We start from the raw sequence: 23,301 nt of genomic DNA, 5'->3' as shown, positions 1-23,301 counted from the left end.
TCAACGTATACAGCAATCCGCAGTCTAAGTGATATTTCTTTATAACTGATTAATTATTCAACAAAACCTCATCCTGTTTATTTTCAACTAGCCGAATAAGATTCTTCCCAAATTGCTCAATCATGCCTACTTCACTATCAATATAAAATTTACATCTATGTGCTCTATCAGGATTATCAGCAATTTCCATATCCACTTCTATTTTCACATGTCCAGAAGCATCTGCCTTTAAAAAATCCAAGGAAAATGCTGGTGTAAAATTCCCTTTTTTTTGGCCAAACTCCACATAACAGCCTTCATTATAATCAAAAGAATAAGCAATAATCTTCTCACCTATCCCCTTTAAATAAACATCTTGCACATAGCACAATTGATGTATTTTCACAAACTCTGACTCTGCACTTACTTTTATTTCTAATAAATCATTATCTTCCCAGTACTTTGATATTTGTAAATTATTCATGTATTATTTTCCTTTTTTGTATAATAAATTTCTGCTTTTAATTTAACATTTCTACCTTTTGTTGTATCATTTAGTTCTGATTTTATATCTCTAATTGATATTCGTTCATAAAAAAATCTTCGCAAATCTTCATGTATAATATCATCTACTTGGATTAAATATCCTCTAGTAAACTTAAATTAACTCTAGTTTATATAATAATGTGTATCAATTTTTAAATAAGCGTTATTATCTATAATTACTATGCCCTTCCACTCATACATTCCTGCATCTCCATCCATATAAATCGTGATAACTTCATAATTACTGTCTATTGGATGTACTGATAAATCAGGTTTATTAATAACCTTTTTTAGACAAGATATATCATACTCATCGTCAGAAAAGAATAAAATATTATTAATAATATTTTCCTGCATTTCCATTTCATTGATATAGGTTTTATGCTGCGGATTTGATACGAACCACATATTTAAAATATCTTCCTTGTTTAACTGAGGTATACTAGAAATCAATTTTTCATCTACATAAACACAGTCAATAAATTCATCAAATTCTTGTTTATTAAAAATAATAGGTTCATATTTGTATTCAGCTTTTAAAAATTCCACTTTCTTAGGGACGGCTAAAATAAAATCACCACATTTTTTCAATATCGAATAGAAATGTTTATTTGTTCCGTAATTTAACCTTAAACAAAGTTCAGACTCTACTTGGCTTACAATCCCTATAGATGAACCATTATGGATGAGAGTTCCATCGTTATAAATCTCGCACCAGTCTTTATATTCACTTAGGATTTTATATTTATTCATATTATTTTTCCGTTTATACTTAATAATTCATTCAACATTTTCTTTGTTTTATTCCCTAATACAAGATTTTTTCTTTATCATCCTTATAATATTTTTTAAGCTTTTGTGTTGAATAAATAGAATGTATTTCACCTATTTTATCCATAATATCTTTTACTCACTTAGTTATTTCAAAGTGGGGCACAACCATAACTCCGTAATATCGCCATTTTCATCAATTCCCATTATAGTATTAGGGAAAAATTCTACATAACTGGTTTCAACCGAATTATTTACTCCTCCAAATCTAAGCCACCCACTACTTTCATCATAAATAGTTTCCCAAGAATTTGCTGCACCTATTCTTTTACTTTCGCCAGGATTTATAAAATCTTCATTCAAAATAATCTTTCCTTGTATAAATTTAGGAGGTGTCAACTTACTCGATTTCCAATTAAAATCATGATGAAATCCCCAAATTTGTGTTGATTCGTTATACTCGGAATCAAAACCAATGTATATGTAACCTACTAAAATAGTTGTATCAGAATTAATTCTTGGTTCTGATATAAACTCATGTGAATCTTTGAAATAAGACAATTGTCCTTGAGAATTTATTTTTGATTCAATAATTTTAAACATTTAACTTCCTCTCCTATTTGGTAAAATTAAAATGCACTATTTTATTCGTATCTAAATCCACAACTAATTCCCAGTTTCCTTGCCCACGACCATTAAACGAACCTGACACATCCCATCGCAAACCGTTTGGCAAGTAAATATCCTTTATCGGCATCCTCGAATCCATAATTTCTTGCACTAATAATTCAGTTCCATCTGAATCAATATACGGTCTTGATAATTCTCCAGCATTCACGCCTCTTTTAATTATTTCTAATATGTGAGTATTAACAGTTTCAGTCATAACTAGCTCAGTTGCTTTTGGTATTTTGAAAGTTTCCTCTCCATTAGCTTTCTTAATTCGCTCTAAAACCTCTTTCTCTCTCTTTAAATACTCACTAAAATTAGAAGCTCCTCTTGCTTTTTTACTTGCTTCAATATTTTTCAGGATTTGTTCTTTATTAAAATTGCTTACTTTTAAGTCATCTTGCTTTTTCGGGATGACTGCTTTATTCCTCGCCGCCGCAATCCCAAAGCCTAATCCTAATGCCATTTCAGACAAACCGGCGTCATCCATCGCATCCTTCACGCTGGCTACATAAGCAGCGGACCTCAGTGTCGCTCCGGAAAACCCGGTTACTTTTTGACCGTTTAAGTAGTTGACGCCGTCTTTCCATGCGTCATTTACTTTGCGTTCGAGCTCTTCACCGGAAAGATTTGTGTACAGAATAGGGTCTAACTCGGCTCCGTTCTCCTCTAGAAAAACTTGGAGTTCTTTATTACTGGCGCGTTTGCCATTCCGTTCCAATAGCCACATCGTGACGGTTTCGCCTTTATCATTCACATACGTATAGGCGAATAACTGATAGTCTTCGAATGCTTCTGGGAAGGGATCTTTGGCGTTTTCTTTGCGTGCTTTATCCATCGCCTTTCTCATCAAACTAATCGATGTATGAACGCTTTTAGGTACAGCATAGGTGCCTGTTTTCTCATGGAAGGTCACATTTTGTTTCAACTCTTGCACCGCTCGTCCTGTGGAGTGAATGAGTTCGGTTAATGCACTAAAAAACTGGGCGTGACTTTGTTCAAAGGCGATGTACCTCTCTAGTATATCTTCTTTTTCGATAGCTTGCAGTAATTGCGTGTGCGCACTTCTCGCTTGGACTACGTAGACTTGTTGCATATCCGGTTTCGTATTCGGTGCAGTGAGTTGGCGATGTAAATCTTCTTCTTTTCGCTTCAAACTCGCCACTTTCGCCATCGCTTCTTGAAGGATTTCCGCATCAATTCGTGCAGAAGGCGAGCTGTCCACTTGGCTACCAAACTCGCGTATGTATTGTGCTAAACGTTCTTCGCTTTCTTCCAAGGCTTCTAAAATACTTTGTGCAATAGAGGGATAACTGGAAGCAAAATAGCTTTGGGAAGCTGATACCGCCTGTCCTGTTAAACTTTTATCTTGCGCATACTTGCTTGCTGCTTGTTGAATTCCGCGTATCATTTTCTTCGCTTCAGCATTACTGCTTCGTAATCCTTGAAGAAAGCCATTGAGTTCTGCAATATCGATTCGACTCATTGGTTCCACTCCTTTCGCAAGGAGGCTTGTTTGGTCTCTATATCGTGCATTTCTGCTCTAGTAGTCCGCGCTTCTTCTTCCAAATGAACACGTTTTTCCGACAAATCTTTTCGCCATGCCATCGCTTCTTCGTGTTGTTGTTCTTCTAGAAAGCGGTGGAAACCATTCGCTTCCTCCCCTTGCCAACCGCCTCGCAAGAAGTCCAATAATCCTTGTTTCTCCATTTCTAATTGGTGACTATCTTCTTCTAACCATTCTTGTTCCACTTGTTTGCGCTTAGTCTGCCTCAGATTATCTTGTAAAACATCCTGCGCTTTTTTCACTTGTTGTAGTTGCTGCTCTAACCGGCTGTGCGTGCTGTCCATCTATCGCACCTCCAGCTGATTTATTTTCTGTCCCATCGCTTGATCTTGTTTCGCATAGGCCATGCCCATTTTCTTTAATCTACCCGCATCTTGCTTTGTCACGGCTTGGAAATCTTCTACCACATCGACCAAATCAATTAATGCAGACCGTAACTGATTGATAGAATTCGCTCGTGAGTATGCCATATTTCCACCTTTTAACGGCAAATAGCTTCCCGCGCTTTTGCTGTCTAAGTTCGAGGCGTGTTTTTGGAACATTGCTTCGTTGACTTTTATCTCTCTCATCTTGGTGATTCCTCTCTATGTCTAGTTTTCCACCCTTCCATTATAGCACCAGCAACGATTCCATTTTGTGAGCGTTTTGTGAACCTCTGTGTAAAACCGTAGTCAAATACAGAACTAATTAGTGCATTTTTATACTCTTTTAAATATAGGCACAAAAAATACCCCTCTCCACCGAAAGGGGTCTCTCAATGTATTTACTTACTAACAACCGGAATATAGAGCGTAAACTCAGCTTCTCTAAGATCCTCCAAATTAAACGATCCCGCAATGCCAACCGTATCGCTTTGGCTCACTTCGCCGTAAGCTGCGCCGATGAAGCCATCAAGTGCTGGGCGATCAGTTTCGCTTGTTACGAATTTTGCGTATTTGCCTTCTGGAATGTCGAAAGTAGTGTCGCCGTTCTCACTGTTTGCACTAGCTACGATGTAATATTGGAGGCCGTCAAGACTTGCGTTAATGCCAACGTAGTCTTTTTCGTTTTTTGCAAATTTTGTGTAGGCTGATTCTTTAATTTCGCTCATTGGGCCAAAGCCTTTTTGTGGATCAAACTCAGGAATTTCTACTTTATTTCCAGTAAATGTTTCTTTTTTTAATTCTAAAATTTCAAATGCCATAATATTTCCCTCCAAAAAGTTACTTAACTTTGATATGATGTAACTATAACACGCGAATGATGACAACAGTCTGTCATCATTCCAAAAACAAAGGAGAAAAAAATGAAAATCGAGCGACTCATCGGGATCATTATGCTACTTCTCCAACGCGAGCTAGTCAGTGCTTCTGAAATGGCTACAATGTTTGAGGTTTCCAAACGTACTATTTTCCGCGATATTGACACACTCGCGATGGCGAATATCCCGATTTACACGATTGCCGGAACAAAGGGTGGCATCGGTATTATGCCTACCTACAAAGTCGATAAAAAGCTTCTCACAGTGGATGATTTAACCGCGATTATTGCTAGTTTGGACGGAATGGAACAGTTGCTTTCTTCCGCCGAAACCAAGAAAACCCTCCAAAAAATGAAAAACATGCTCGACCATTCAAGCGAACCGCCTAAAAGTTCTATTTCGCTCGATTTCTCCAATTTGTCCATGAAAAACGAATTAAACGCTAAAGTCGAAAGTTTATATTTAGCGATTAAAAAACATCAACTCGTGGAGCTCAGCTATATTGATCGAACGGGCAACCAAACCATCCGTAAAACGGAGCCTTATCACCTCCTGTTTAGGAATCGTTCTTGGTATTTGCAAGGTTACAGTCTAGAGCGTAGCGATTTTCGGACGTTTAAAATGTCGCGGATTGTCGAACTGAAAACGCTAGAAGAAACTTTTGAAGCTCGCCCTTTTAGTGTAAAACCGTTTGGCGCCCCACCCGACAGACCGATGTTTTTGATGCATGAAGTCAGCTTAATTGTTGATAAAATTGCCCGCGAACAAATCATCGAACGCTTTGATCTAGTCGAAATCTCACAGCAAAATGACACACATTTTCTGGCTAAAGTGACACTTCCTGACCACGAGGCCGGGTACCGCTTTTTGCTCCAACTTGGAACGCATGTAACCATCCAAAACCGTGATGATTTTTACGATAATTTTGTTGACTACTTAAAAGAAATCCAAGGAAAATATATCTAAAAATGGCTCTGCTAATTGTTTAGCAGAGCCATTTGATGTTAATCTTTATATTTATAATCCAAATCTTGATAAGCTGTTTGGTACGGTCCACCATCAGCTACTTCTGAATGATAAAGTGCTTTTAAAGCGAAAGTTTTTTCTAAATCCATTTCTTTCATTAGCTTTTGAAGGCGTTCTTGCAAGTCTACGCTATCTTTTACAAGCTCTTTCATTTGTGATTTTACATATTTCATAATAATTCCGCTCCTTTTCACACATTATAACACTTTCTTCCCCGATAAAAAAGGAGCGCGACTATTAGCCACACTCCCTTACTTTTTTAACCGATTAATTCGATTGCTCTTTCAAGTACTGCTGCTCCGTTCACACGGCCGTAGTCTAGCATATTAATTACTTCGACAGGAATTTTTCCGCCAACTACTTTTTCTGTGTTGCCTTTTAAATAACCAACTTGTGGTCCAAGCAAAATGACATCTGCTTTTTCCCAGTTTTCGTGTAGTTCAGCGTCGGATACAGCCCAGATATTTGCTTCAACGCCTTCTTCCGCGCCTGCTGCTTTCATTTTTTCTACTAAGAAACTTGATGACATACCAGCATTACATACTAATAAAATGTTTTTCATTGGTTAAACTTCCTTCCTTATTTTGCTTCTGTTTTTTGAGCTGTAGCAAAAGCAACTTTTTCATCCATACGTAGGAACGGCAGATAGATAAAGACCGTCACAACAATGATAATTACTTGTAAAACGGACGCGCGCCAGTCCCCACCAGTTGCTAGGAAACCAGAAATAATCGGCGGTGTCGTCCACGGCGTTTGTACAACTACATGATTAATCCAACCTGCTGCCGTGGCAAAATACGCTGTTGTTAAGGAGAAAATCGGTGCTAATACGAACGGGATAATAAGTAACGGGTTGAAGACAATCGGCAGACCAAAGATGATTGGTTCACTGATGTTAAATAGCGATGGTGCCGCAGATAGTTTCGAGATATCTTTGTAATCTTTTCGTTTCCCAAAGATGAAAATGGCAATTAATAAGCCAATCGTGTTTCCTGAGCCACCCATAACCGCAAATGTGTCTTTGAAAGCCATATTAATAATATGCGGAATTTCTTGATGATTCGCGTAGGCTACCATGTTTTCTTGCATATTTTGAAGTAAAAATGGATCTAATAACGGACCAGAAATAACTGCTTGGTGAATACCCAAACCGAAGAATAAGTTAGCAATGGATGTAATCAGCAAGAACCCTGGAAGACTTGTCGTCACATAGCTAAGCGGCTTCGTGATAATTGTTGTCACAAGTGTATTAAAGTCCATGTTGAAAATTTGATTAACGGCAAATGACATAACTGAGAAAATAATAACCGTAATCATAATCGGAATTAACACGTTAAATGATTTAATAACTGCCGGTGGAATATTTCCTGTTAAATTGATTTGCATACGTTTGTTTTTCGATAATTTAATGAATAAATCGGTTGCAATTAACCCAACGATAATACCGACAAACATGCCTGATGCCCCAGTATAACTAACAGGGATAACGTTCGGCACTTCGATTGATTTGGACGCGCCTTCTGGAAGGAAGGTCATCGCAATCGGTGTAACAACAATAAAAGAAGATAAAGCGACAAGAATCGGCGCAATGACATTTTTATAGCCGCGGTTCAAACATAAATGATACGAAATTGCCACAGTGACTAAAAGCGTAATGACACTCAAGGTACCATTTCCGATTGAAATACCAATCTCTTGCCATGTTTTAAGTGTATCTGGGTTAACAATTTTGCCCATAAAACCAGTCGGTTCTAAAATAACATAGTTAATCAGTGTGACAAAACCAGCTAAAATCATGAACGGCATAATACTCGCAAAAGCATCACGCAATGAACGCAAATGAATCTGACCACCAAGACGTTGTGCTACATTAATAAAACCATTAACAATCGACTTCTTTTTCGTTTCAGCCATTAGTTGTTTCCTCCCTTTTCGTCCCAACTAGTTTGCTTGTTTCATATTCAAAACCGTTCATGTCACTCATTTTTTTGTAAAATTCGCCACTTTTTTTCATTGTACGTTTGCCAGTTTCAACATCTAGCGAAACGAGTCCGTAACGGTTTTTATATGCGTTAATCCACGACCAACAATCAATGAACGTCCACAGATGATACCCTTTAATATCGCAGCCTTCTGCAATCGCTTGATGTACATACGCCAAATGATCTTTCACGAATTGGATACGGTAATCATCTTGAATTTGCCCTTCTTCATTTAAGAAACGTTCTTCATTGGCTACACCCATACCATTTTCGGAAATAAATGATTCGATATTGCCGTAATTATCGCGAATATCAATACATAAATCGTAAATGCCACGTTCATAAATTTCCCAACCGCGGTAAATATTCATTCGTTTACCTGGCATATTATGCGGTTCAAAAAACCAATCTGGTAAAAATGGACTTTTTTTATTAATTGCCGTTAGACGAGCTTTTACGCGTCTTGGTTCATAGTAGTTCAAACCTAGAATTTGCGCCGTGTTTTCTTTAATAATCGTCAAATCTTCTTCCGTATATTCTGGCATTTGATCGTATTCACGCATGATTGCAACTAATTTTTCTGGGAAAGTCCCTTTAACCATCGGATCCAAGAAGCTTCTTGTATAAAAAGCATCACAGATTTCTGCAGCTTCTAAATCGTATTCGTTTTGGCTACGTGGATAAGTCGGGCTAAGGTTTAAAATAACGCCGATTTTAGAAGACAAGTTTAGTTTTTTAAATGCTTTAATGGCTAATGCATGTGCCAAAATCGTGTTAAAACCAGCTTGCGCTCCTCGTTTGAAGTCAATTTGATTCGGATAATGGAAATCTTCTAAATAGCCGCCAAGAATCGGGCCAAGTGGTTCGTTAAAAGTAAACCAGTGATAAACTAAATCGCCAAATTCTTTAAAACAAGTGTCTGCAAAATGAACATAGGCATCCACCACTTTTCTTGATTCCCAGCCACCCGCGTCTTGAAGTGCAACAGGCATATCGAAATGATATAAGTTTGCGAATGGTTTGATACCGTTTTCATTCATTTCAGTAAGTAAATCACGATAAAACGCAATAGCTTTCTGGTTCACTTCGCCAACACCATCATTCGGAAACATTCGCGCCCACGAAATCGAAATCCGGAACGAATTATGCCCTGTTTTCTTCATCCACTGTACGTCTTCTTTGTACCGATTAAAATGATCTGTTGTAATTTCTGAACCTACGCCTTCGTAAAAGCGATTCGGTTCTGTTTCAAACCAATGCTCCCAAACAGTTTTTGCCTTACCAGTGTCGCCGCGACCTTCTGCTTGTTCCGCAGACCACGCAGAGCCCCACCAAAAATCTTTTGGAAACGTTAATAATTCTTTCATTTTTTATGGCCTCCCTTTTGTCAAAATAAATATAGCATACATTTATTTAAAAAACAATACTTTTATAAAAAGATATATACTTTTAGTTATAGGGATACCTTTTTGCAAAAGTATATGGTATACTATGCTTATTACCTCAGTAAAGGAGCCAATAAAATGTCGGGAATGGCTAAATACATGGAAATATACATAGATATCCGTGATAAAATCAACCAAAACAAATACGAAATAAATGAGAAATTGCCTGATGGGGATAGTCTGGCACGCGTTTATGATTGCAGCAAACTTACTGTCAAAAAAGCGCTGGATATGCTTGTGCAAGAAGGTATGGTGATTAGACGACGTGGCGCTGGAACTTTCGTGAAATCCCATTCTACTAACGGTGGCGAATTCGCACTGGGGCCAATGTCTGGACTTGTAAATACATTCGGAAAAGACAATATTAAATCGAAAGTCATTTTATTTTCCATTGAAAAACCATCGAAAGAAGTCGCAGAAAAGCTAGAGATGCAGGATGACTATATTTACCGAATTATTCGGATGAGAGAAGTTGGTCACAAAGCCTATTCCATCGAACATACTTATATGCCACTTGCGATTATTCCGGGTTTAGAGCCTCGCCATTTAGAGGACTCGATTTATAATTATATTCGGGATGACTTGAAACTTAAGATGCAGAGTGCCCATGTATGGGTGCGCGGGGATAAATCGAATCAGGAGGATAGTAAGCTCCTTGATTTAGATGAACCTACTTTTATGATGGAAATTGAAAAATTGGCGCATTTAGAAGATGGTCGTGTGTTCGAATATTCGATAACGCGCCATACGTATGAATCATTTGTGTTTGAAACGGTTTTTGTGCAGAATTAATAAAAACAGCGACTCTCTGAAGTAGAGAATCGCTGTTTTTTTATATCTTCTTAACAAATTCTGATTTTAATTTCATTGGGCCGAAGCCGTCGATTTTGCAATCAATATCGTGGTCGCCGTCAACTAGGCGGATATTTTTTACTTTTGTTCCCATTTTGATTGGATTTGATGCGCCTTTTACTTTTAGATCTTTGATGACTGTGACAGAATCGCCATCTGTTAGTACGTTACCGTTTGCATCTTTGAATACTTTTTCTTCGGTCGCTTCTTCTGCTACAGCGCTCCACTCATGTCCGCATTCCGGGCAAATTAATAAGCCGCGATCTTCATAGGCATATTCTGAGTTACATTCTGGGCAATTTGGTAATTTTGACATTTTATCAATTCCTCCGATTGTTGTAATAATTGGCTGTTAATCTTCTAATTCGACGTTATGATATACTTTTTGCACGTCTTCTAGGTCTTCTAAAGCATCAATTAATTTCTCGAATTTTTCTAAGTCCTCACCTGATAATTGAATATCGTTTTGAGGAATCATTTCGATTTCTGCTACTGTGAAATCTTCTATTCCAGCCGCTTTCAAGCCTTCTTGTACTTTGTGGAAATCTTCTGGTTCTGCATAAATAATTGCTTGGCCATCTTCGTCTAAAATGTCACGAACGTCAATATCCGCTTCCATTAAAAGTTCTAATAGCTCGTCCGCATCTTTTCCTTCAACACCAAAAATAGCTGTATTATCAAACATATAAGCTACTGAACCACTTACGCCCATGTTCCCGCCATTTTTGTTATAAGCTGCGCGAACATCGGATGCCGTACGATTCACATTATTTGTCAGCGCGTCTACAATAATCATCGAACCATTTGGACCAAAGCCTTCATAGCGCAGTTCTGAATACGTTTCATCTCCAGTTCCTTTCGCTTTTTCGATTGCACGGTCAATAATATGTTTCGGCACATTGTATGTTTTTGCACGTTCAATAACAAAACGTAATTTTTGATTGGAATGTGGATCTGGGTCGCCCGATTTAGCTGCTACATATATTTCAATTCCAAATTTTGCATAGATACGACTATTTGTTTTATCTTTTGACGCTTTTTTCTCTTTAATATTTGCCCATTTACGGCCCATATTACCACTCACTTTCTAATTGGAGTTTTCTCGTGTCTCTGTACTATTATAAGTGTAGGAAACGGATTTGTTAAGTGGAAATTTAGTTATATTCGTTAAAAGTGAATAGATGTGGCGCTTTTTAGGTCAAAAAGCTGGTTTAAAAAGAAGTAAGGAATGAATTCACCCGAACTTCTTAATGCTTCTAACCCTTCTTTTGTGACAAAACGGGCATCTGCTACTTCTTCTTTTTGTAAAGTTAAGTCGCTTAGCTTCACGTCTTTTGTAATAAACCAATAATCATCAAATCCTGCTTCAAAATGGTAACTGAATTTGGCGCGGGTGTTACTTAAGTCAATTGTAATACCCAGTTCTTCTTGCACTTCTCGTTCCGCAGCTTGGCGGCTTGTTTCGCCTTTTAATGCAGAACCAGCCGCAGAAAGATCCCAATAATTCGGCCAACCTTCTTTATCTTTTTGGCGCTTTTGGATTAAAAGTTGCCCATCTTCGTTAAAAATACATACGTGAATAACCAAATGAAGTTCTCCGGGCGCTAGCTTTTCACCGCGGATATGTGTTTTTCCAGTTAGTTCACGATCCGCATTTAATAAATCCCATTCTTCCACTGAAATCGGCTCCCTCTAATCATTGACTTGTTTTCATTATACATCAAAGTTAGGATGATAAATTTTGCACATGTTTTTTTATAATATCAAGCTCATTTAGCAACATATCTCGTAATGAATCTGGCTGAATGGCTATAATTTTTTCCCCATAACCTAGTAAATAATTAATAATAAATCGTTCCTCTCCTTTATGATAAAAACCATGAATAACATTTTTACCTTGCTGTTGACGAAGTTTCATCGATGGATAATTTTCTTTAAAAAATAAGTCAACACCATTTGAGGCAATTTCCACTTCAAAGGTAGTTACATCAGCTTTTTTATTAAAAGAATCAGCCACTCTTTTTAATTCCTCCATTTTCTTAGCTTCAAAAGTATCATTTTCTTTTAGCGCAAGGATTTTATCACAACGAAATACCTGCATCCGCTTCGTCTCGAAGTTATAACTCGTCACATACCATTGCCCGTACGCCGAGGATATATTATAAAATTGAACATTATAAATCTTTTCAGTCCCATTTTTATCATAATTAATCTGACACACTTTTTCTTCCATCGTAAACTGCAAAATAACTTCTAGAAATTCACATTGATTGTTATGCTTTATATAGCCTAGACTAAATACTTCTTCCATTTTTCGAAGCATTTCGATTTTTTCAGCTGAAAGACAACGATCAAATTTTGTTTTTAATTTTTCCACACTTAAATGAAAAGGTGTCGTTTCATAAGCCGTTAACGTAAGCATCGAAAAATAGAGCGCAAATACTTCATCGACATTAAAAACAATTGGTGAAAGTAGCCGATTACGAAGCACCCGATAATGACCATTTCGTCCCCGCTCCGAGTAAATTGGCATACCTATTTCTTCTAAAGACTGTATATCTCGAATAGCAGTACTACGGGAAACGCCATATTTGGCCATTATGTCACTTAATTGAAACGCATTTTTATCATTTAAAAATAACATCATATCATTTAATCGTTCTGCTTTTTTCATTGCCATCTCTTTTCTTTTATCCAAATTAAAAGGTGTCACTATTTGACACTTTTAACTATTATACTTTAAATAGAAACTAAACCAAAGGAGCTATGAATGATGAAAAATTTATTTTTGACCTCGTCTTTTAAAGATGTTGTGGCGTTATTTACTGAATTCGAAAGTAATCTTCAAGGAAAAACGGTTACTTTTATTCCGACAGCCAGCATAGTTGAAGAAGTCGTTTTTTATGTAGAAGCTGGTAAGAAAGCGCTCGAGGATTTAGGATTAATTGTAGAGGAACTAGATGTGACAACAGAAACTCTAGAAGAAATAACAGCGACACTCAAAAAGAATGATTTTATTTATGTCACTGGAGGAAATACTTTCTTTTTACTTCAAGAATTAAAAAGAACTGGTGCAGATAAATTAATTTTAGAGGAAATTGCTAAAGGAAAATTATATATTGGTGAATCAGCTGGTGCAGTCATCACAAGTCCTAATATATCTTATATTCAATCGATGGACAGCGTGAAAAAAGCCACGAATTTAATCAACTACGATGCTTTAAATTTAGTCGACTTTTCGATACTACCACATTACAATAACGTGCCTTTTAAAGAGGTAACACAGAAAATCGTGGCCGACTATGCCGAGAAGTCAACAATGCGACCTATTAGTAATCAGGAAGCGATTTTTGTGCGTGATAAAGAAGTCAGCTTAAAACGTTTAGATTAATACTTCTGGAAAAACAGATTAACATTCGAAAGGAAATGAACGCAAAAAGATGCCTTGAGAGGCCCGGCATCTTTTTGTTTAATATTATTATTTAATATTAGCAAACTTACTTCGATAATATTCCTCTCTATTTTCATCTCTATACTTTACCCATACGTTTTTTCTGAAAAGTAAATGTACACCTATAGTAATACTGAAAAAAAGCACCCAAAATCCCCGCCAAAAATCAAGGTCATCTGCAAATATTCCAGTAAAAAGCATAAGTAATATAGCTAATCTTGCCAAGCTAAATAATATACCTATCACCCTTTTTTTCTGCGTTTTCAAGACCAAAAGTTCATATGTAAATATTGAGTAAAAACTTAATTCAGTCCAAATATCTTTAATTCTCGATTTATTCTTGGTTGTTTCTTTTTCTCTTTTTAAATCTAATTTTAAACAAAAAGCAATTCTATTTCTAACCGATTTCACACTTGTATCCGCGACTTTGATTAAGTAACTATATGCTATAGGATATTTTTTCAAATCAAAATAGATGAAACCCAACAACTTATTTTTATCTACATGGAAAATAATATCATCAAATAATTCATTCTCTTTCGGAACCGAGAAATACGTGTCCAACAGAGCATACTCTAAATCCTCAATATTAATTGGTTTTTTCATTTTTTGATTAAGAAATAATCGGTACATACGAGCTGTTGGATTTTCTGGATTTTTTTCAATAAATTGATTGATTCTCTTTAAAATTGTTGCTTGATTAAGTTTTCCTGTACTACTAATAATATCAATTAGTTCAAGATCTGGATCGCTGGCAAAAATCACTTTTGCTCGTTTAATGTAACTTTCTATTCCTCGGCGTTCTAAACAAGTATAGGCAGCATAGCGCGTCATAATAAATGTATTACGCAATTCTTCATCCAAATTTTGTAGCGCCTCAAAAGAAAATGGCGGAAGGTTCTTCGCATTACGTAACTTTATTGCAAGCCTCTCATTAAAGCTATTTAAAACTATTTCATCCAAACTATATAATTCAAAAGCTAATTTAATTACCTCTTTTGGAAGAAACATTGCATTTTCAGATATAAAATTCGCTATATAAGCCTTCTCACTGTCGTATCCGTCCAAGCTAAACAAACTATCTTTTTGGAATAAATCACGCCAAACTTCGATATTAATCCTCTCATTAAAATTTGCAAAAACAACATTCACTTGTTCTATAAAAGAAGGTTGTTTCTCTTCTATCTCTAGTGGTTCAAGTTCCCACTGTGGGTTTTCCGCAGTTTGCTCATCAGCTGATACCGTATACACTATCGGTTCAAAATCGTCTATATCCCAATCAAATTCTTGATATTTTAAAGCTATATCAAAAGACTCTTTTAATTTTTGAAAAGCTACTGGGTCGTCATCAGGATGTGTATATTTGAGTGCTTTGGCATAAGCACGCTTGATTGCACGTTTGTCGGTTGTCTTTTCTATTTTTAGTATTTCCCAAACTGTCAATCCCAGTTCACTCCTTCAAATTCGTCTAGTTGTTGTCTAAGCTTCTCGCACTGGGCCTCTATTTTCTTCTCATCTTGTGTTTCAACTACCTGTTCAAACTCAGCAATTAAGAATTCTACAAATCTTCGTCTTTCACCTAAAGACATTTGATATATTCTATCTGCTCTTGCAAGTAAAAGCCGGTTTTCAGAGCGATCACGTGGATGTATTTTAAGATGATTTAACTTTTCTAATTGTTCTTCTAACTCTTTTTTGGACATTGAACCCGGATTATTTTGAATAATTAGCTGCTTTACTTCTCCTGTAGCTACTGTTTTTACTAGCACTTCAAGAATTCCATTTTTATCATAAGTAAAACGTACTTCCATTTTAGAGTTTGCTTTAGTTTTTGGAGGTAATGACACTAGTAATTCTCCAAGTTTAAGATTATCTTTAACGTTTCTACTTTCTCCTTGATATATTCCAAATTCTATATGAGACTGATTATCTAAAATCGTATAGTAATTTTCCACACGGCTAACTGGTATTGTTGTATTCCGCTCAATAATTGGCGAAAAAACGCCTTCTTGATATCTATTAGGACCAATTTCTTTTACTATTTCCGTGCCGAGTGTGTGTGCACATACATCTGTCAACACAAACTCTTCCAGCGACTCATGGCGTTCTTTTAACGCCGCTTGAACTGCAGCACCAAGTCCCACTGTTTCATCAGGGTTGATGTGCATAAATGGTATTTTGCCTAAAAATTTACTTGTAAAACTTTTAATAACTGGCATTTTTGTAGCTCCACCTATAAGTACAACTTGTTCAATATCAATCGGTTTTAAATCGGCATCTTTTAAGGCTTGAATGATTGGTTCGCGTAATTTTAAAATTAATGGTTGACTTATTATCTCAAATTGATTTTCTGTAATTGTATATTTTATTTCATTTAGCGTTATTTCACCTATTTTTCCGTGGCAAACAGTCTTCTTCGCATCTTCTGCTTGTTTATATAGTGATGCAAAATCTTCTGCAGACAAATCATCCTTTTTTAAATCATTTTTACTCAAACAATCTTCAATAATAACACCTGTAAAATCTTCACCACCTAAATAATTATTTCCACCAATCGCAATCACCTGCATAACACCATCAAACATCTCCAAAATCGAAACGTCAAAAGTGCCTCCGCCAATATCAATTACCATTAAAGTTGTATCATTTTGTTCGTGGATTCCATATGCAATTGCTGCTGCGGTTGGCTCGCTAATTAATCTCTCTACCTTCAAACCAGCTAAAAAGGCCGCATCAATCGTTGCTTTTCGTTGTGAATTATTAAAATAGGCAGGAACACTAATAACTGCATCTGTACAACTCTCGCCTAAAAACTTCTCTGCATCTTCTTTTAAAGCTTTTAAAACAAAACTAGATAAATCCGTAGCTGTAAAAGCTTGCTTACCCAAGTAATAATTCTTTTCTGTCCCCATAAATCTTTTAAAAACTGCCGCCGTTTTGTCAGGATGCGAGGTTAGGCGTTCTTTAGCAATTTTTCCGATTAAAAATTCACCATTATCATCCACACCAACCACAGATGGCGTTAGAACCTCGCCAAAGACATTGGGTATCAATACAGCTTCATCCTCTTTCCAATATGCCACCAAACTATTCGATGTTCCTAAGTCTATCCCTAATGTTATCATTCTGATTCCTCCCGTTGTATGTATCTTTTTATTTCTATATAAGTCTTCACTATTCATCTTATTTAATTAAGTATAGCAAGAATCAAGTTAAAAATGAGCTGAGTTTCAAAAATTCATTGAATTGTCACAAAATGAAGTTTTATGCAGGAATAAGTTGTTTCATTACACAAAAAAACGCCCGCAAGATTCCTCTCGCGGACACTTTTTTATTTACAAGCTTCGACACCTTTTTCCAAAATCTCCATTTGTAGCAAGGTCTCTTCATCTGTCACTTGTTTAGGTTTCCCATTGACAATCGCGTCATATAAACCATCATAAACGCGGCCATAGTCGCCAACCTCAGAAATAACTTTCTCCTCGTGCCAAACTCCGGCATCATCGACATACGTAAGCGTTCCATAATGTTCTGGCAAATCAATTCCGAAATCCGGATTGCTTGGCATATAAAATAGTTTTAAATGTTCTTCTTGGCGGTCTTTTGTTTCTTTTGTAAACATGCCTTTTTTGCCGTATAGGACGAAGCTTGGACGGGCTTTTATACGGAAATAGCTGGATTTCACGGATACTTTTGTTACACCGTAATATAAATCAAGGTCGAAATAATCGTTCATTCGTCCTTCACCGAGTAGTTGGCGCACATCGTAATGAATGTCGTCAGGTTTTCCGAAATAAGATAAAACTTGATCAATTGTATGGCAACCGTGACCATATAAATAACTGTCGTAGAATTTAAATTCATGCACGGATTCTGGGATTTCTGGGCGGAAATAGTCATAATGCATTTCTACTTCCAAAAGCTCTCCCAATTTCCCGCTTTCAATCACTTTTTGCGCCGTAAGGAAATCAGAGTCAAAACGACGGTTTTGGTAACATTGAACGAGTAAACCACGCTCTTTAGCGAGCTCAAATATTTCTTTAGCTTCAGCGTATGTCATCATAAATGGTTTTTCAACAAGCACATTTTTGCCGTTTTCTAACACCATTTTGGCATAGTCGAAATGAGAGCTTTGTGTTGTAGAGATGGTAATTAACTGGATTTCTGGGTCTTTCAACAGCTCGTCTAAGTCTGTTGTATAGTGAACCCCTTCGATTTTGTCCCATGTGGCTGTTTTGGGATTTCGATTGTAAATTGTCTTTACTTCCATATTATCCCGCTCTAAAATAAACGGTAAATGATATCTATTCGTACTTTTTCCGTTTCCGATAAAACCCATTTTCAACATATTATTTCCTCCTTATTTTAACAAACTAATAAAATTAGCTTAAATACAGCTAATTTATCAGTGTATATATCCCAGTTGTTCCCCATCCATAGTACTACACTAACACACTATTTAGCCAATAAAAAACTTGCTAAAACGTCTGTTTACAGTGTCTTAGCAAGTTTTTTATTTATTATTAATCACATGACTATGGTGTATGGGTTCTTACTGTGCTTTTACAAATTCTGCTGATTTGTCACCAGCTTGGCGTCCGAAAATAATAATTTCAGCGACAGAGTTTCCGCCAATACGGTTTTCCCCGTGCAAGCCACCAGTTACTTCTCCCGCAGCAAATAGACCTGTGATTGGTTTACCGTCTTTGTCTAAAACTTCTGTATTTGTGTTGATTTTTACGCCGCCCATTGTGTAATGAATTCCTGGTCCAATTTTGATTGCGTAATATGGTGCTTTAGATAAATCATTATCCATTGCTGTTGTTCTACCGAATGCTTCGTCTTTTTTGTTTTTCACGCTTGCATTCCAAGTATCTACTGTTTTAGCTAGGTTTTCTTTTGATACGTTGATTTTTCCTGCTAGTTCATCGATTGTTTTGCCTTCTTCAACAAATCCCATTTCCTCATATTGCGCAATCGCTTTGACGCGTTCTTTCACGCCTGCATCGAAAATTAGGTAAGCTGTTTTTTCTGGTAGTTTATTGATGGAAGCTGTTACGTTATCGCGTGTATCTAATTCGTTTCCGAAACGTTTTCCTTCTTGAGAAACTAAAATCGCACCTTCACCGCGGACAGCTTCACCAATTAGGTAAGATTTATCTTGTTGAACAGTTGGATGGACTTGGATTTGATCCATGTCTACTGTGGTTCCACCAAGTTTTTCGATCATTTTAATACCGTCGCCAGTACTTCCTTCTTGGTTCGTCGTTACGTATCCTTTTAAGTCTGGACGTTCTTTTTCAATCATATCTTTATTAGCTCCGTAGCCACCAGTTGTTACAACTACTGCATTAGAACTAATTGTTTTTTCATCTTTATTGTTTAGTTTTACTTTCACGCCAGTTACTTTTCCGTCTTTTTGTGTAATTTCTTTTACGTCTGCGTTAACGAAAACTGGGATTTTTTGTTCTTGAACATTTTTTAGTAAACCGTCTACTAAGTATTTACCAACAGCTGAGCCATCTTCAGGACGGTGCGTACGTTTTTCACTCATTCCACCTGTGATAGTTAAGTTGTTTAATTTAATGTCCATGGAATCCAGCCAGTCAATGGCGCTGGCGGAATTGTCTACGAAAAAACGAAGCATTGCTTTATCGTTTGTTCCATGACCACCTTTTAATGTTTCTTCGTAAAATTTATCGTTGCTATCATTAATTCCTTGTTCTTTTTGGAATTTAGTTTCAGATGCATTCATACCAGAAGAGGCTTTCATCGTGTTTCCGCCTGCTAGTGGCATTTTTTCAAGGATTACGGGATTCATGCCTTTCGCTTTTGCTTCCAGTGCTGCGGACATTCCTGCGCCACCTGCACCAACAATAACGATATCGTATTTATCTTTTAATTCGGATGGATCTGTGTAACTAGTTTTTGATGCTCCCGATGTAACTTCTGTTTTCTCTTTTTCTTTTGTTTTCTCCGTGTCACTTTTGCTTGTGTTATTGCCGCCACAACCTGCGATAATTAATGCAAGCGATAGTAGCATGATGATAGTTGTAGCTAACCTTTTTTTCATTTTCGTACCTCCACTTTTTTGAAAAATTTCCCCAGACCAATAGTTTGTGATTATATTAACATATTATATCACTAATCGAGCTATCTTTACAGGGTATCAGCAGAATTTTCCAAAATAAGAAAAAAAGCAATTTACAGATTTTTTTACAATGATGTAAATGTTTTCTATAACTACTCCTCATTATTTCGACAAAGTGATATAATAGCAACATCAAATATTAAAGGAGCATCGCCATATGACGATAAAAAAGTACGAACCACTTAACCTCTATACCAATTTCAAAAAATCTGCTGAACGCTATCCAGAAATGCCCATCCATTTTGATGAAGAGCTTGTTACTTTTCCTGAATTAGGTCTTCACACTACTTACAAAAAATGCGAAGAGGCTATTATCCAAAAAGCAGCTCACCTACATAAATTCGGTGTTCGCAAAGAAGAAAAAGTAATCGTATATAAATCTGCCAAATTCGATTCTTATATTTTAGCAGTTGCGATTTCTTATATTGGTGCCGTGCCAATCATGGTTTCCCCGCATCTTCCAGCGTCTACTATTGATATTTTTGTTAATCGCCTTGACCAACCTTGGTTACTTTTTGATTCTGAGACTTCTGAGAAAAGCCATCAATTAAATAATTTGCCAGACAGCCGATTGATCAATGCTGAACAATTATTTAAAACACCACTAGACGGCTACACATGCGAACAAGAAGAATTACCAAAAGATATGATTGCTTATATGACTCACACTTCTGGAACAACTGGTGTGCCAAAATTAATCGCTCACTCTGCAAATTCGATGGGTTGGAGAACGAAATACCAACGACGTATTCTTAATTTCATAAAACCAAGAGGGCTTGTAGCTTTCCATATTTCACCAGTACATTCTCGTTTTAATATTGGTGTTTCGTCCTTGATGTCGCTTGGTTTCCCGCTTCTCCCAATTGCGAATCCGTCTAAATCGAACGTCGAAAAAGTGCTACGCGAATATAAACCATACGTACTCGAAACGCATCCAAACCATTTCGTTCAATGGGCATCGCTTGCTCGAGAAAAACCAGACGTTTTCCAAAGTATCAAATTTTATCATTCTACTTTTGATGCAATTAACAAAGAAACAATGGCGGTTTTCCTTCGCACTTCCGAATATAAAAAACCGATTTTCTTACAAATTTATGGACAAAGCGAATGTGGCCCGATGATTTTACGTGGTCATACGCTTCAATCGATTGAAAAGCTAAATGCGCGTGATATGGGGATTGGCGTTCCTGGTTTAACAGAAGTTCGAATTGTTGACCAAGATGGTAATCCTGTACCGGCAGGAGTTAGTGGCAATATTCAAATGCTTTCCAAAGGTCGCGCACTTACTTATTACAAAGAAGAAGCTCGTTTTGAAGAGAATGTGTACGGACCTTGGTGGGATAGCGGTGATTATGGGATGAAAGATGAACAAGGCCGCTTATTCTTGCAAGACCGCCAAGTCGATTTAGTAGAGACTATTGACAGCACACTTGCAATTGAAGATAAACTGCTTGATACACTTACTTTCTTAGATGAAGTTGTTATCATTCGCGGCGAAAATGGCAGTCCCCAACCAATTATCGCTGTTCATAACGACGGCGAAATGAACTGGGACGCATGGTGGAAAGCTGTTTCTGACTTACCACATATGAACGAACCAATGGTGATGAAATATGATGAAATCCCTCGTACTGCAACAATGAAGGTACAACGTTTGCAGATGGAACGGGAACTAAAAAATAAATAAAAACGAAGGCAGCTGCATTTCGCAGCTGCCATTTTTTTGCTTATTTACTTCTAAATATAAGGACTCCGAATCCTGCCAAAAACATACCCATTATTGCTGGATAACGCGTATCTCTATCCCCAGTTGCCGGCAGTACAACTTGCATTTTTATTCCATTCGATGTTGTTTTATCACTACCATCTTCTGGTTTTCCATCATCCGTTCCATCGGTATCCTTTCCTCCCGTGTCAGGATTTTCACTAAATTGGGCGTACAATGTTATATCTTTTGCTGGCATTTGGTTAGTTGTGAAATCCCATTTTGTTCCACCTTTTTTTGCATCATACCAGCCTGTAAATGTAAAACCTTGTTTCGTTGGCACTGGTGGTTCTTCAAGTAAACTTTGGAATTCCACCATTTGAGTAGAAAGCATACCATCTACATCAAAAGTCGCTTGATAACTATTAATGCTAAATTGCGCATATAACGTTATATCACTCGCTGGCATTACATCTGTTGCAAAATCCCACTTTGTTCCGCCAGTTTGCTCGTCGTACCAACCTGTGAATGTGTATCCATCTTTTGTTGGGGCTGGTGGCTCTTGGATGAGCGTCCCCGTTTCCACCGTTTCGTTTTGCTCATCGCCTTCCACATTAAAAGTCACTTTAAAATATTGTTTTAATGGTTGTTCTACGATTCCACTAAAAATCCCAGTCGCGTTTCCAACCGTATCACGTTCACTAAAGGAATAACCAACTTTTGGAATATAATTGCCTAACATCCAAGTAACTTCTCCATTCGCATAGGTTCCATTATCACTAATTGTCTCGGGCTCAATGGTTTGTTCTGCAATATTTTTAATCCTATTAGGAATGGTTATCGTATTTTGAAAGCTTATCGGTTCATTTACAATGAATTGATCGCTCATTTGAATAATCGTGAGCTTTTTCAAACTATTTAATGGTCTAATGTTACTAATTTTATTTTTATTAATATTAAGCCAATCTAAATTCGTCAAACTCGCAAGTCCTGTTACGTCACTGATTTGATTATTATGCAAGTACAACGTTTGCAAATTTGTTAAGCCAGCGAGTGGTTGAACATCAGTAATTTGATTTGTTGAAAGTTCCAGTGTGGAAAGATTTATTAAACCACTAAGCGGCTGTACATTCGTAATTTGGTTCTCTTTAGCAAATAAAGTTGTGAGTCTTGTTAAGTCCTGTAGTCCATTTAAATTCGTTAGTTTATTTTGACCAATATTCAAGGAAATAAGTTGGTGTAAGGCTTTAAGTGCGTTAAGATCACTCACTTGGTTGTTGCTTAGCCCTAAAGCTACTAGTTTCGTTAATCCTGTAAGAGGTTGAATATTGCTTACATTCGCATCATTGACATCTAGTGCCGTTAATTCTTTCAAATTGGCAAGTGGCTGAAGATCACTAATTGGATTTCCGCTCAATTGTAGCAATTTGAGATTTGTTAAATTAGCAAGCGGCGCAATCGCACTCACTTGATTGTCGTACAAAGCTAAAGTGGTCAAACTCGTTAAATTCGTAAGCGGGCTAAGATCATTCACTTGATTATCTGAAAAAGAAAAATAACTTAAATTACGCAAATAATTCATGCCTTCTAAAGAAGTAACTCCTTTACCTGAAGCGTCTAATGTCGTTATGCTATTTAATTCTGTTTGTGTCACTGTATCCGAAGTGCTAGCTTTCCCAAGCGACGTTTGAATTTCTTTTGCTAAAGCCTCATCGGGAAAAATTTGATTGATTGCAGCTGGTGGTTCAGCGGCGGCTTGGACCTTTGTTTCAATAAGTACATTTACCCCAACAACGATTGACAACATTAAAACAACAAACAAAAACAGTCTCCCTTTTTGCTTCATTTTGCTCCCCCTGACAAAAAGTTTATTAATATCTAATTCCCATTTTATCGTTGGCAAAAACACTGCAAAAA

General features: G+C 36.8%; 24 protein-coding genes. 4 read left to right on the top strand and 20 right to left on the bottom strand.

The features are described 5' to 3' along the window. Positions 1–49: 49 nt before the first annotated feature. The 7 genes from HRK21_RS07815 to HRK21_RS07785 all read right to left on the bottom strand — a co-directional run bounded on the left by HRK21_RS07815 (position 50) and on the right by HRK21_RS07785 (position 4,715). The gene (locus HRK21_RS07815) at positions 50–463 is read right to left on the bottom strand and encodes a hypothetical protein (RefSeq protein ID WP_070005717.1); all 414 of its coding nucleotides are present in this window, start codon (positions 461–463) and stop codon (positions 50–52) included. Between the two features lie 185 nt (positions 464–648). After that, positions 649–1,278, bottom strand: a complete 630-nt coding sequence (locus tag HRK21_RS07810) for a hypothetical protein (protein ID WP_070005716.1) — start codon at positions 1,276–1,278, stop codon at positions 649–651. A 165-nt stretch (positions 1,279–1,443) separates the two neighbouring features. Continuing rightward, positions 1,444–1,899 carry a hypothetical protein gene (locus tag HRK21_RS07805; protein WP_069888048.1) on the bottom strand — a complete coding sequence of 152 codons (456 nt, stop codon included), beginning with the start codon at positions 1,897–1,899 and terminating at the stop codon, positions 1,444–1,446. A 13-nt stretch (positions 1,900–1,912) separates the two neighbouring features. Continuing rightward, positions 1,913–3,451 carry a T7SS effector LXG polymorphic toxin gene (locus HRK21_RS07800; protein ID WP_173346374.1) on the bottom strand — a complete coding sequence of 513 codons (1,539 nt, stop codon included), beginning with the start codon at positions 3,449–3,451 and terminating at the stop codon, positions 1,913–1,915. Beyond that, complete coding sequence (locus HRK21_RS07795) at positions 3,448–3,816, bottom strand: ribonuclease P (RefSeq protein ID WP_070006112.1); 369 nt, start codon at positions 3,814–3,816, stop codon at positions 3,448–3,450. Before HRK21_RS07795 ends, HRK21_RS07800 begins: the two co-directional genes overlap by 4 nt. Then, a complete protein-coding gene (locus tag HRK21_RS07790) occupies positions 3,817–4,101 on the bottom strand; it encodes a DUF3130 domain-containing protein (protein WP_069888281.1) in 285 nt (94 codons plus the stop codon). Positions 4,102–4,295: 194 nt separating this feature from the next. Further along, a complete protein-coding gene (locus HRK21_RS07785) occupies positions 4,296–4,715 on the bottom strand; it encodes an effector binding domain-containing protein (protein ID WP_070006113.1) in 420 nt (139 codons plus the stop codon). Between the two features lie 102 nt (positions 4,716–4,817). Here HRK21_RS07785 and HRK21_RS07780 point away from each other — a divergent pair, with 102 nt between their 5' ends. Then, positions 4,818–5,738: a helix-turn-helix transcriptional regulator gene (locus HRK21_RS07780; protein ID WP_070006114.1), complete on the top strand. Its 921-nt coding sequence runs from the start codon at positions 4,818–4,820 to the stop codon at positions 5,736–5,738. 38 nt (positions 5,739–5,776) lie between these two features. Here the strand turns inward: HRK21_RS07780 and HRK21_RS07775 are convergent, their stop codons facing one another. The 4 genes from HRK21_RS07775 to HRK21_RS07760 all read right to left on the bottom strand — a co-directional run bounded on the left by HRK21_RS07775 (position 5,777) and on the right by HRK21_RS07760 (position 9,147). After that, on the bottom strand, positions 5,777–5,971 hold the full coding sequence (locus HRK21_RS07775; protein ID WP_003724301.1) for a hypothetical protein: 195 nt from the start codon (positions 5,969–5,971) through the stop codon (positions 5,777–5,779). Positions 5,972–6,057: 86 nt separating this feature from the next. Further along, positions 6,058–6,360: a PTS sugar transporter subunit IIB gene (locus HRK21_RS07770; protein WP_070006116.1), complete on the bottom strand. Its 303-nt coding sequence runs from the start codon at positions 6,358–6,360 to the stop codon at positions 6,058–6,060. Positions 6,361–6,377: 17 nt separating this feature from the next. Continuing rightward, positions 6,378–7,712 carry a PTS sugar transporter subunit IIC gene (locus tag HRK21_RS07765; RefSeq protein WP_003729072.1) on the bottom strand — a complete coding sequence of 445 codons (1,335 nt, stop codon included), beginning with the start codon at positions 7,710–7,712 and terminating at the stop codon, positions 6,378–6,380. Further along, positions 7,705–9,147, bottom strand: a complete 1,443-nt coding sequence (locus HRK21_RS07760; protein ID WP_070006122.1) for a glycoside hydrolase family 1 protein — start codon at positions 9,145–9,147, stop codon at positions 7,705–7,707. The genes HRK21_RS07765 and HRK21_RS07760 overlap by 8 nt, the downstream gene beginning before the upstream one ends. 156 nt (positions 9,148–9,303) lie before the next feature. On the opposite strand from HRK21_RS07760, the gene HRK21_RS07755 reads away from it, so the two are divergent. Further along, on the top strand, positions 9,304–10,017 hold the full coding sequence (locus tag HRK21_RS07755) for a GntR family transcriptional regulator (protein WP_003738064.1): 714 nt from the start codon (positions 9,304–9,306) through the stop codon (positions 10,015–10,017). A gap of 40 nt (positions 10,018–10,057) precedes the next feature. On the opposite strand, the gene HRK21_RS07750 is transcribed toward HRK21_RS07755, so the two are convergent. The 4 genes from HRK21_RS07750 to HRK21_RS07735 form a co-directional block, all read right to left on the bottom strand. Further along, entirely contained in the window at positions 10,058–10,393 is a 336-nt protein-coding gene (locus HRK21_RS07750; protein ID WP_003729075.1) for a zinc ribbon domain-containing protein YjdM, read from the bottom strand. A 36-nt stretch (positions 10,394–10,429) separates the two neighbouring features. After that, positions 10,430–11,149, bottom strand: a complete 720-nt coding sequence (locus HRK21_RS07745) for a YebC/PmpR family DNA-binding transcriptional regulator (protein ID WP_070006127.1) — start codon at positions 11,147–11,149, stop codon at positions 10,430–10,432. 95 nt (positions 11,150–11,244) lie between these two features. Continuing rightward, positions 11,245–11,754, bottom strand: coding sequence for an NUDIX hydrolase (locus HRK21_RS07740; protein ID WP_003738063.1), 510 nt, complete (start codon positions 11,752–11,754; stop codon positions 11,245–11,247). Positions 11,755–11,803: 49 nt separating this feature from the next. Further along, positions 11,804–12,751, bottom strand: coding sequence for a helix-turn-helix transcriptional regulator (locus tag HRK21_RS07735; protein ID WP_070006129.1), 948 nt, complete (start codon positions 12,749–12,751; stop codon positions 11,804–11,806). Between the two features lie 99 nt (positions 12,752–12,850). On the opposite strand from HRK21_RS07735, the gene HRK21_RS07730 reads away from it, so the two are divergent. After that, the gene (locus HRK21_RS07730) at positions 12,851–13,468 is read left to right on the top strand and encodes a peptidase E (RefSeq protein WP_070006131.1); all 618 of its coding nucleotides are present in this window, start codon (positions 12,851–12,853) and stop codon (positions 13,466–13,468) included. 87 nt (positions 13,469–13,555) lie between these two features. On the opposite strand, the gene HRK21_RS07725 is transcribed toward HRK21_RS07730, so the two are convergent. The 4 genes from HRK21_RS07725 to HRK21_RS07710 all read right to left on the bottom strand — a co-directional run bounded on the left by HRK21_RS07725 (position 13,556) and on the right by HRK21_RS07710 (position 19,601). Next, on the bottom strand, positions 13,556–14,971 hold the full coding sequence (locus HRK21_RS07725) for a molecular chaperone DnaJ (RefSeq protein WP_070006136.1): 1,416 nt from the start codon (positions 14,969–14,971) through the stop codon (positions 13,556–13,558). Beyond that, positions 14,968–16,653 (bottom strand): molecular chaperone HscC, encoded by a 1,686-nt coding sequence (locus tag HRK21_RS07720; RefSeq protein ID WP_003738059.1) that lies wholly within the window; start codon positions 16,651–16,653, stop codon positions 14,968–14,970. The genes HRK21_RS07725 and HRK21_RS07720 overlap by 4 nt, the downstream gene beginning before the upstream one ends. Positions 16,654–16,859: 206 nt before the next feature. Continuing rightward, positions 16,860–17,876: an oxidoreductase gene (locus tag HRK21_RS07715; protein ID WP_003738058.1), complete on the bottom strand. Its 1,017-nt coding sequence runs from the start codon at positions 17,874–17,876 to the stop codon at positions 16,860–16,862. Positions 17,877–18,080: 204 nt separating this feature from the next. Next, positions 18,081–19,601 carry a flavocytochrome c gene (locus HRK21_RS07710; protein ID WP_003738057.1) on the bottom strand — a complete coding sequence of 507 codons (1,521 nt, stop codon included), beginning with the start codon at positions 19,599–19,601 and terminating at the stop codon, positions 18,081–18,083. 235 nt (positions 19,602–19,836) lie between these two features. Between HRK21_RS07710 and HRK21_RS07705 the strand changes: the two genes are divergently transcribed. Next, entirely contained in the window at positions 19,837–21,366 is a 1,530-nt protein-coding gene (locus HRK21_RS07705; RefSeq protein WP_069888297.1) for a class I adenylate-forming enzyme family protein, read from the top strand. Positions 21,367–21,406: 40 nt separating this feature from the next. On the opposite strand, the gene HRK21_RS07700 is transcribed toward HRK21_RS07705, so the two are convergent. After that, positions 21,407–23,230, bottom strand: a complete 1,824-nt coding sequence (locus HRK21_RS07700) for an InlB B-repeat-containing protein (protein WP_070006138.1) — start codon at positions 23,228–23,230, stop codon at positions 21,407–21,409. Positions 23,231–23,301: the final 71 nt, after the last annotated feature.

This window comes from Listeria monocytogenes, assembly GCF_013282665.1.
Classification (GTDB): Bacteria; Bacillota; Bacilli; order Lactobacillales; family Listeriaceae; genus Listeria; species Listeria monocytogenes_C.
The sequence above is the reverse complement of the archived record's forward strand: the minus strand, read 5'-3'. Positions and strand labels throughout refer to the sequence as shown.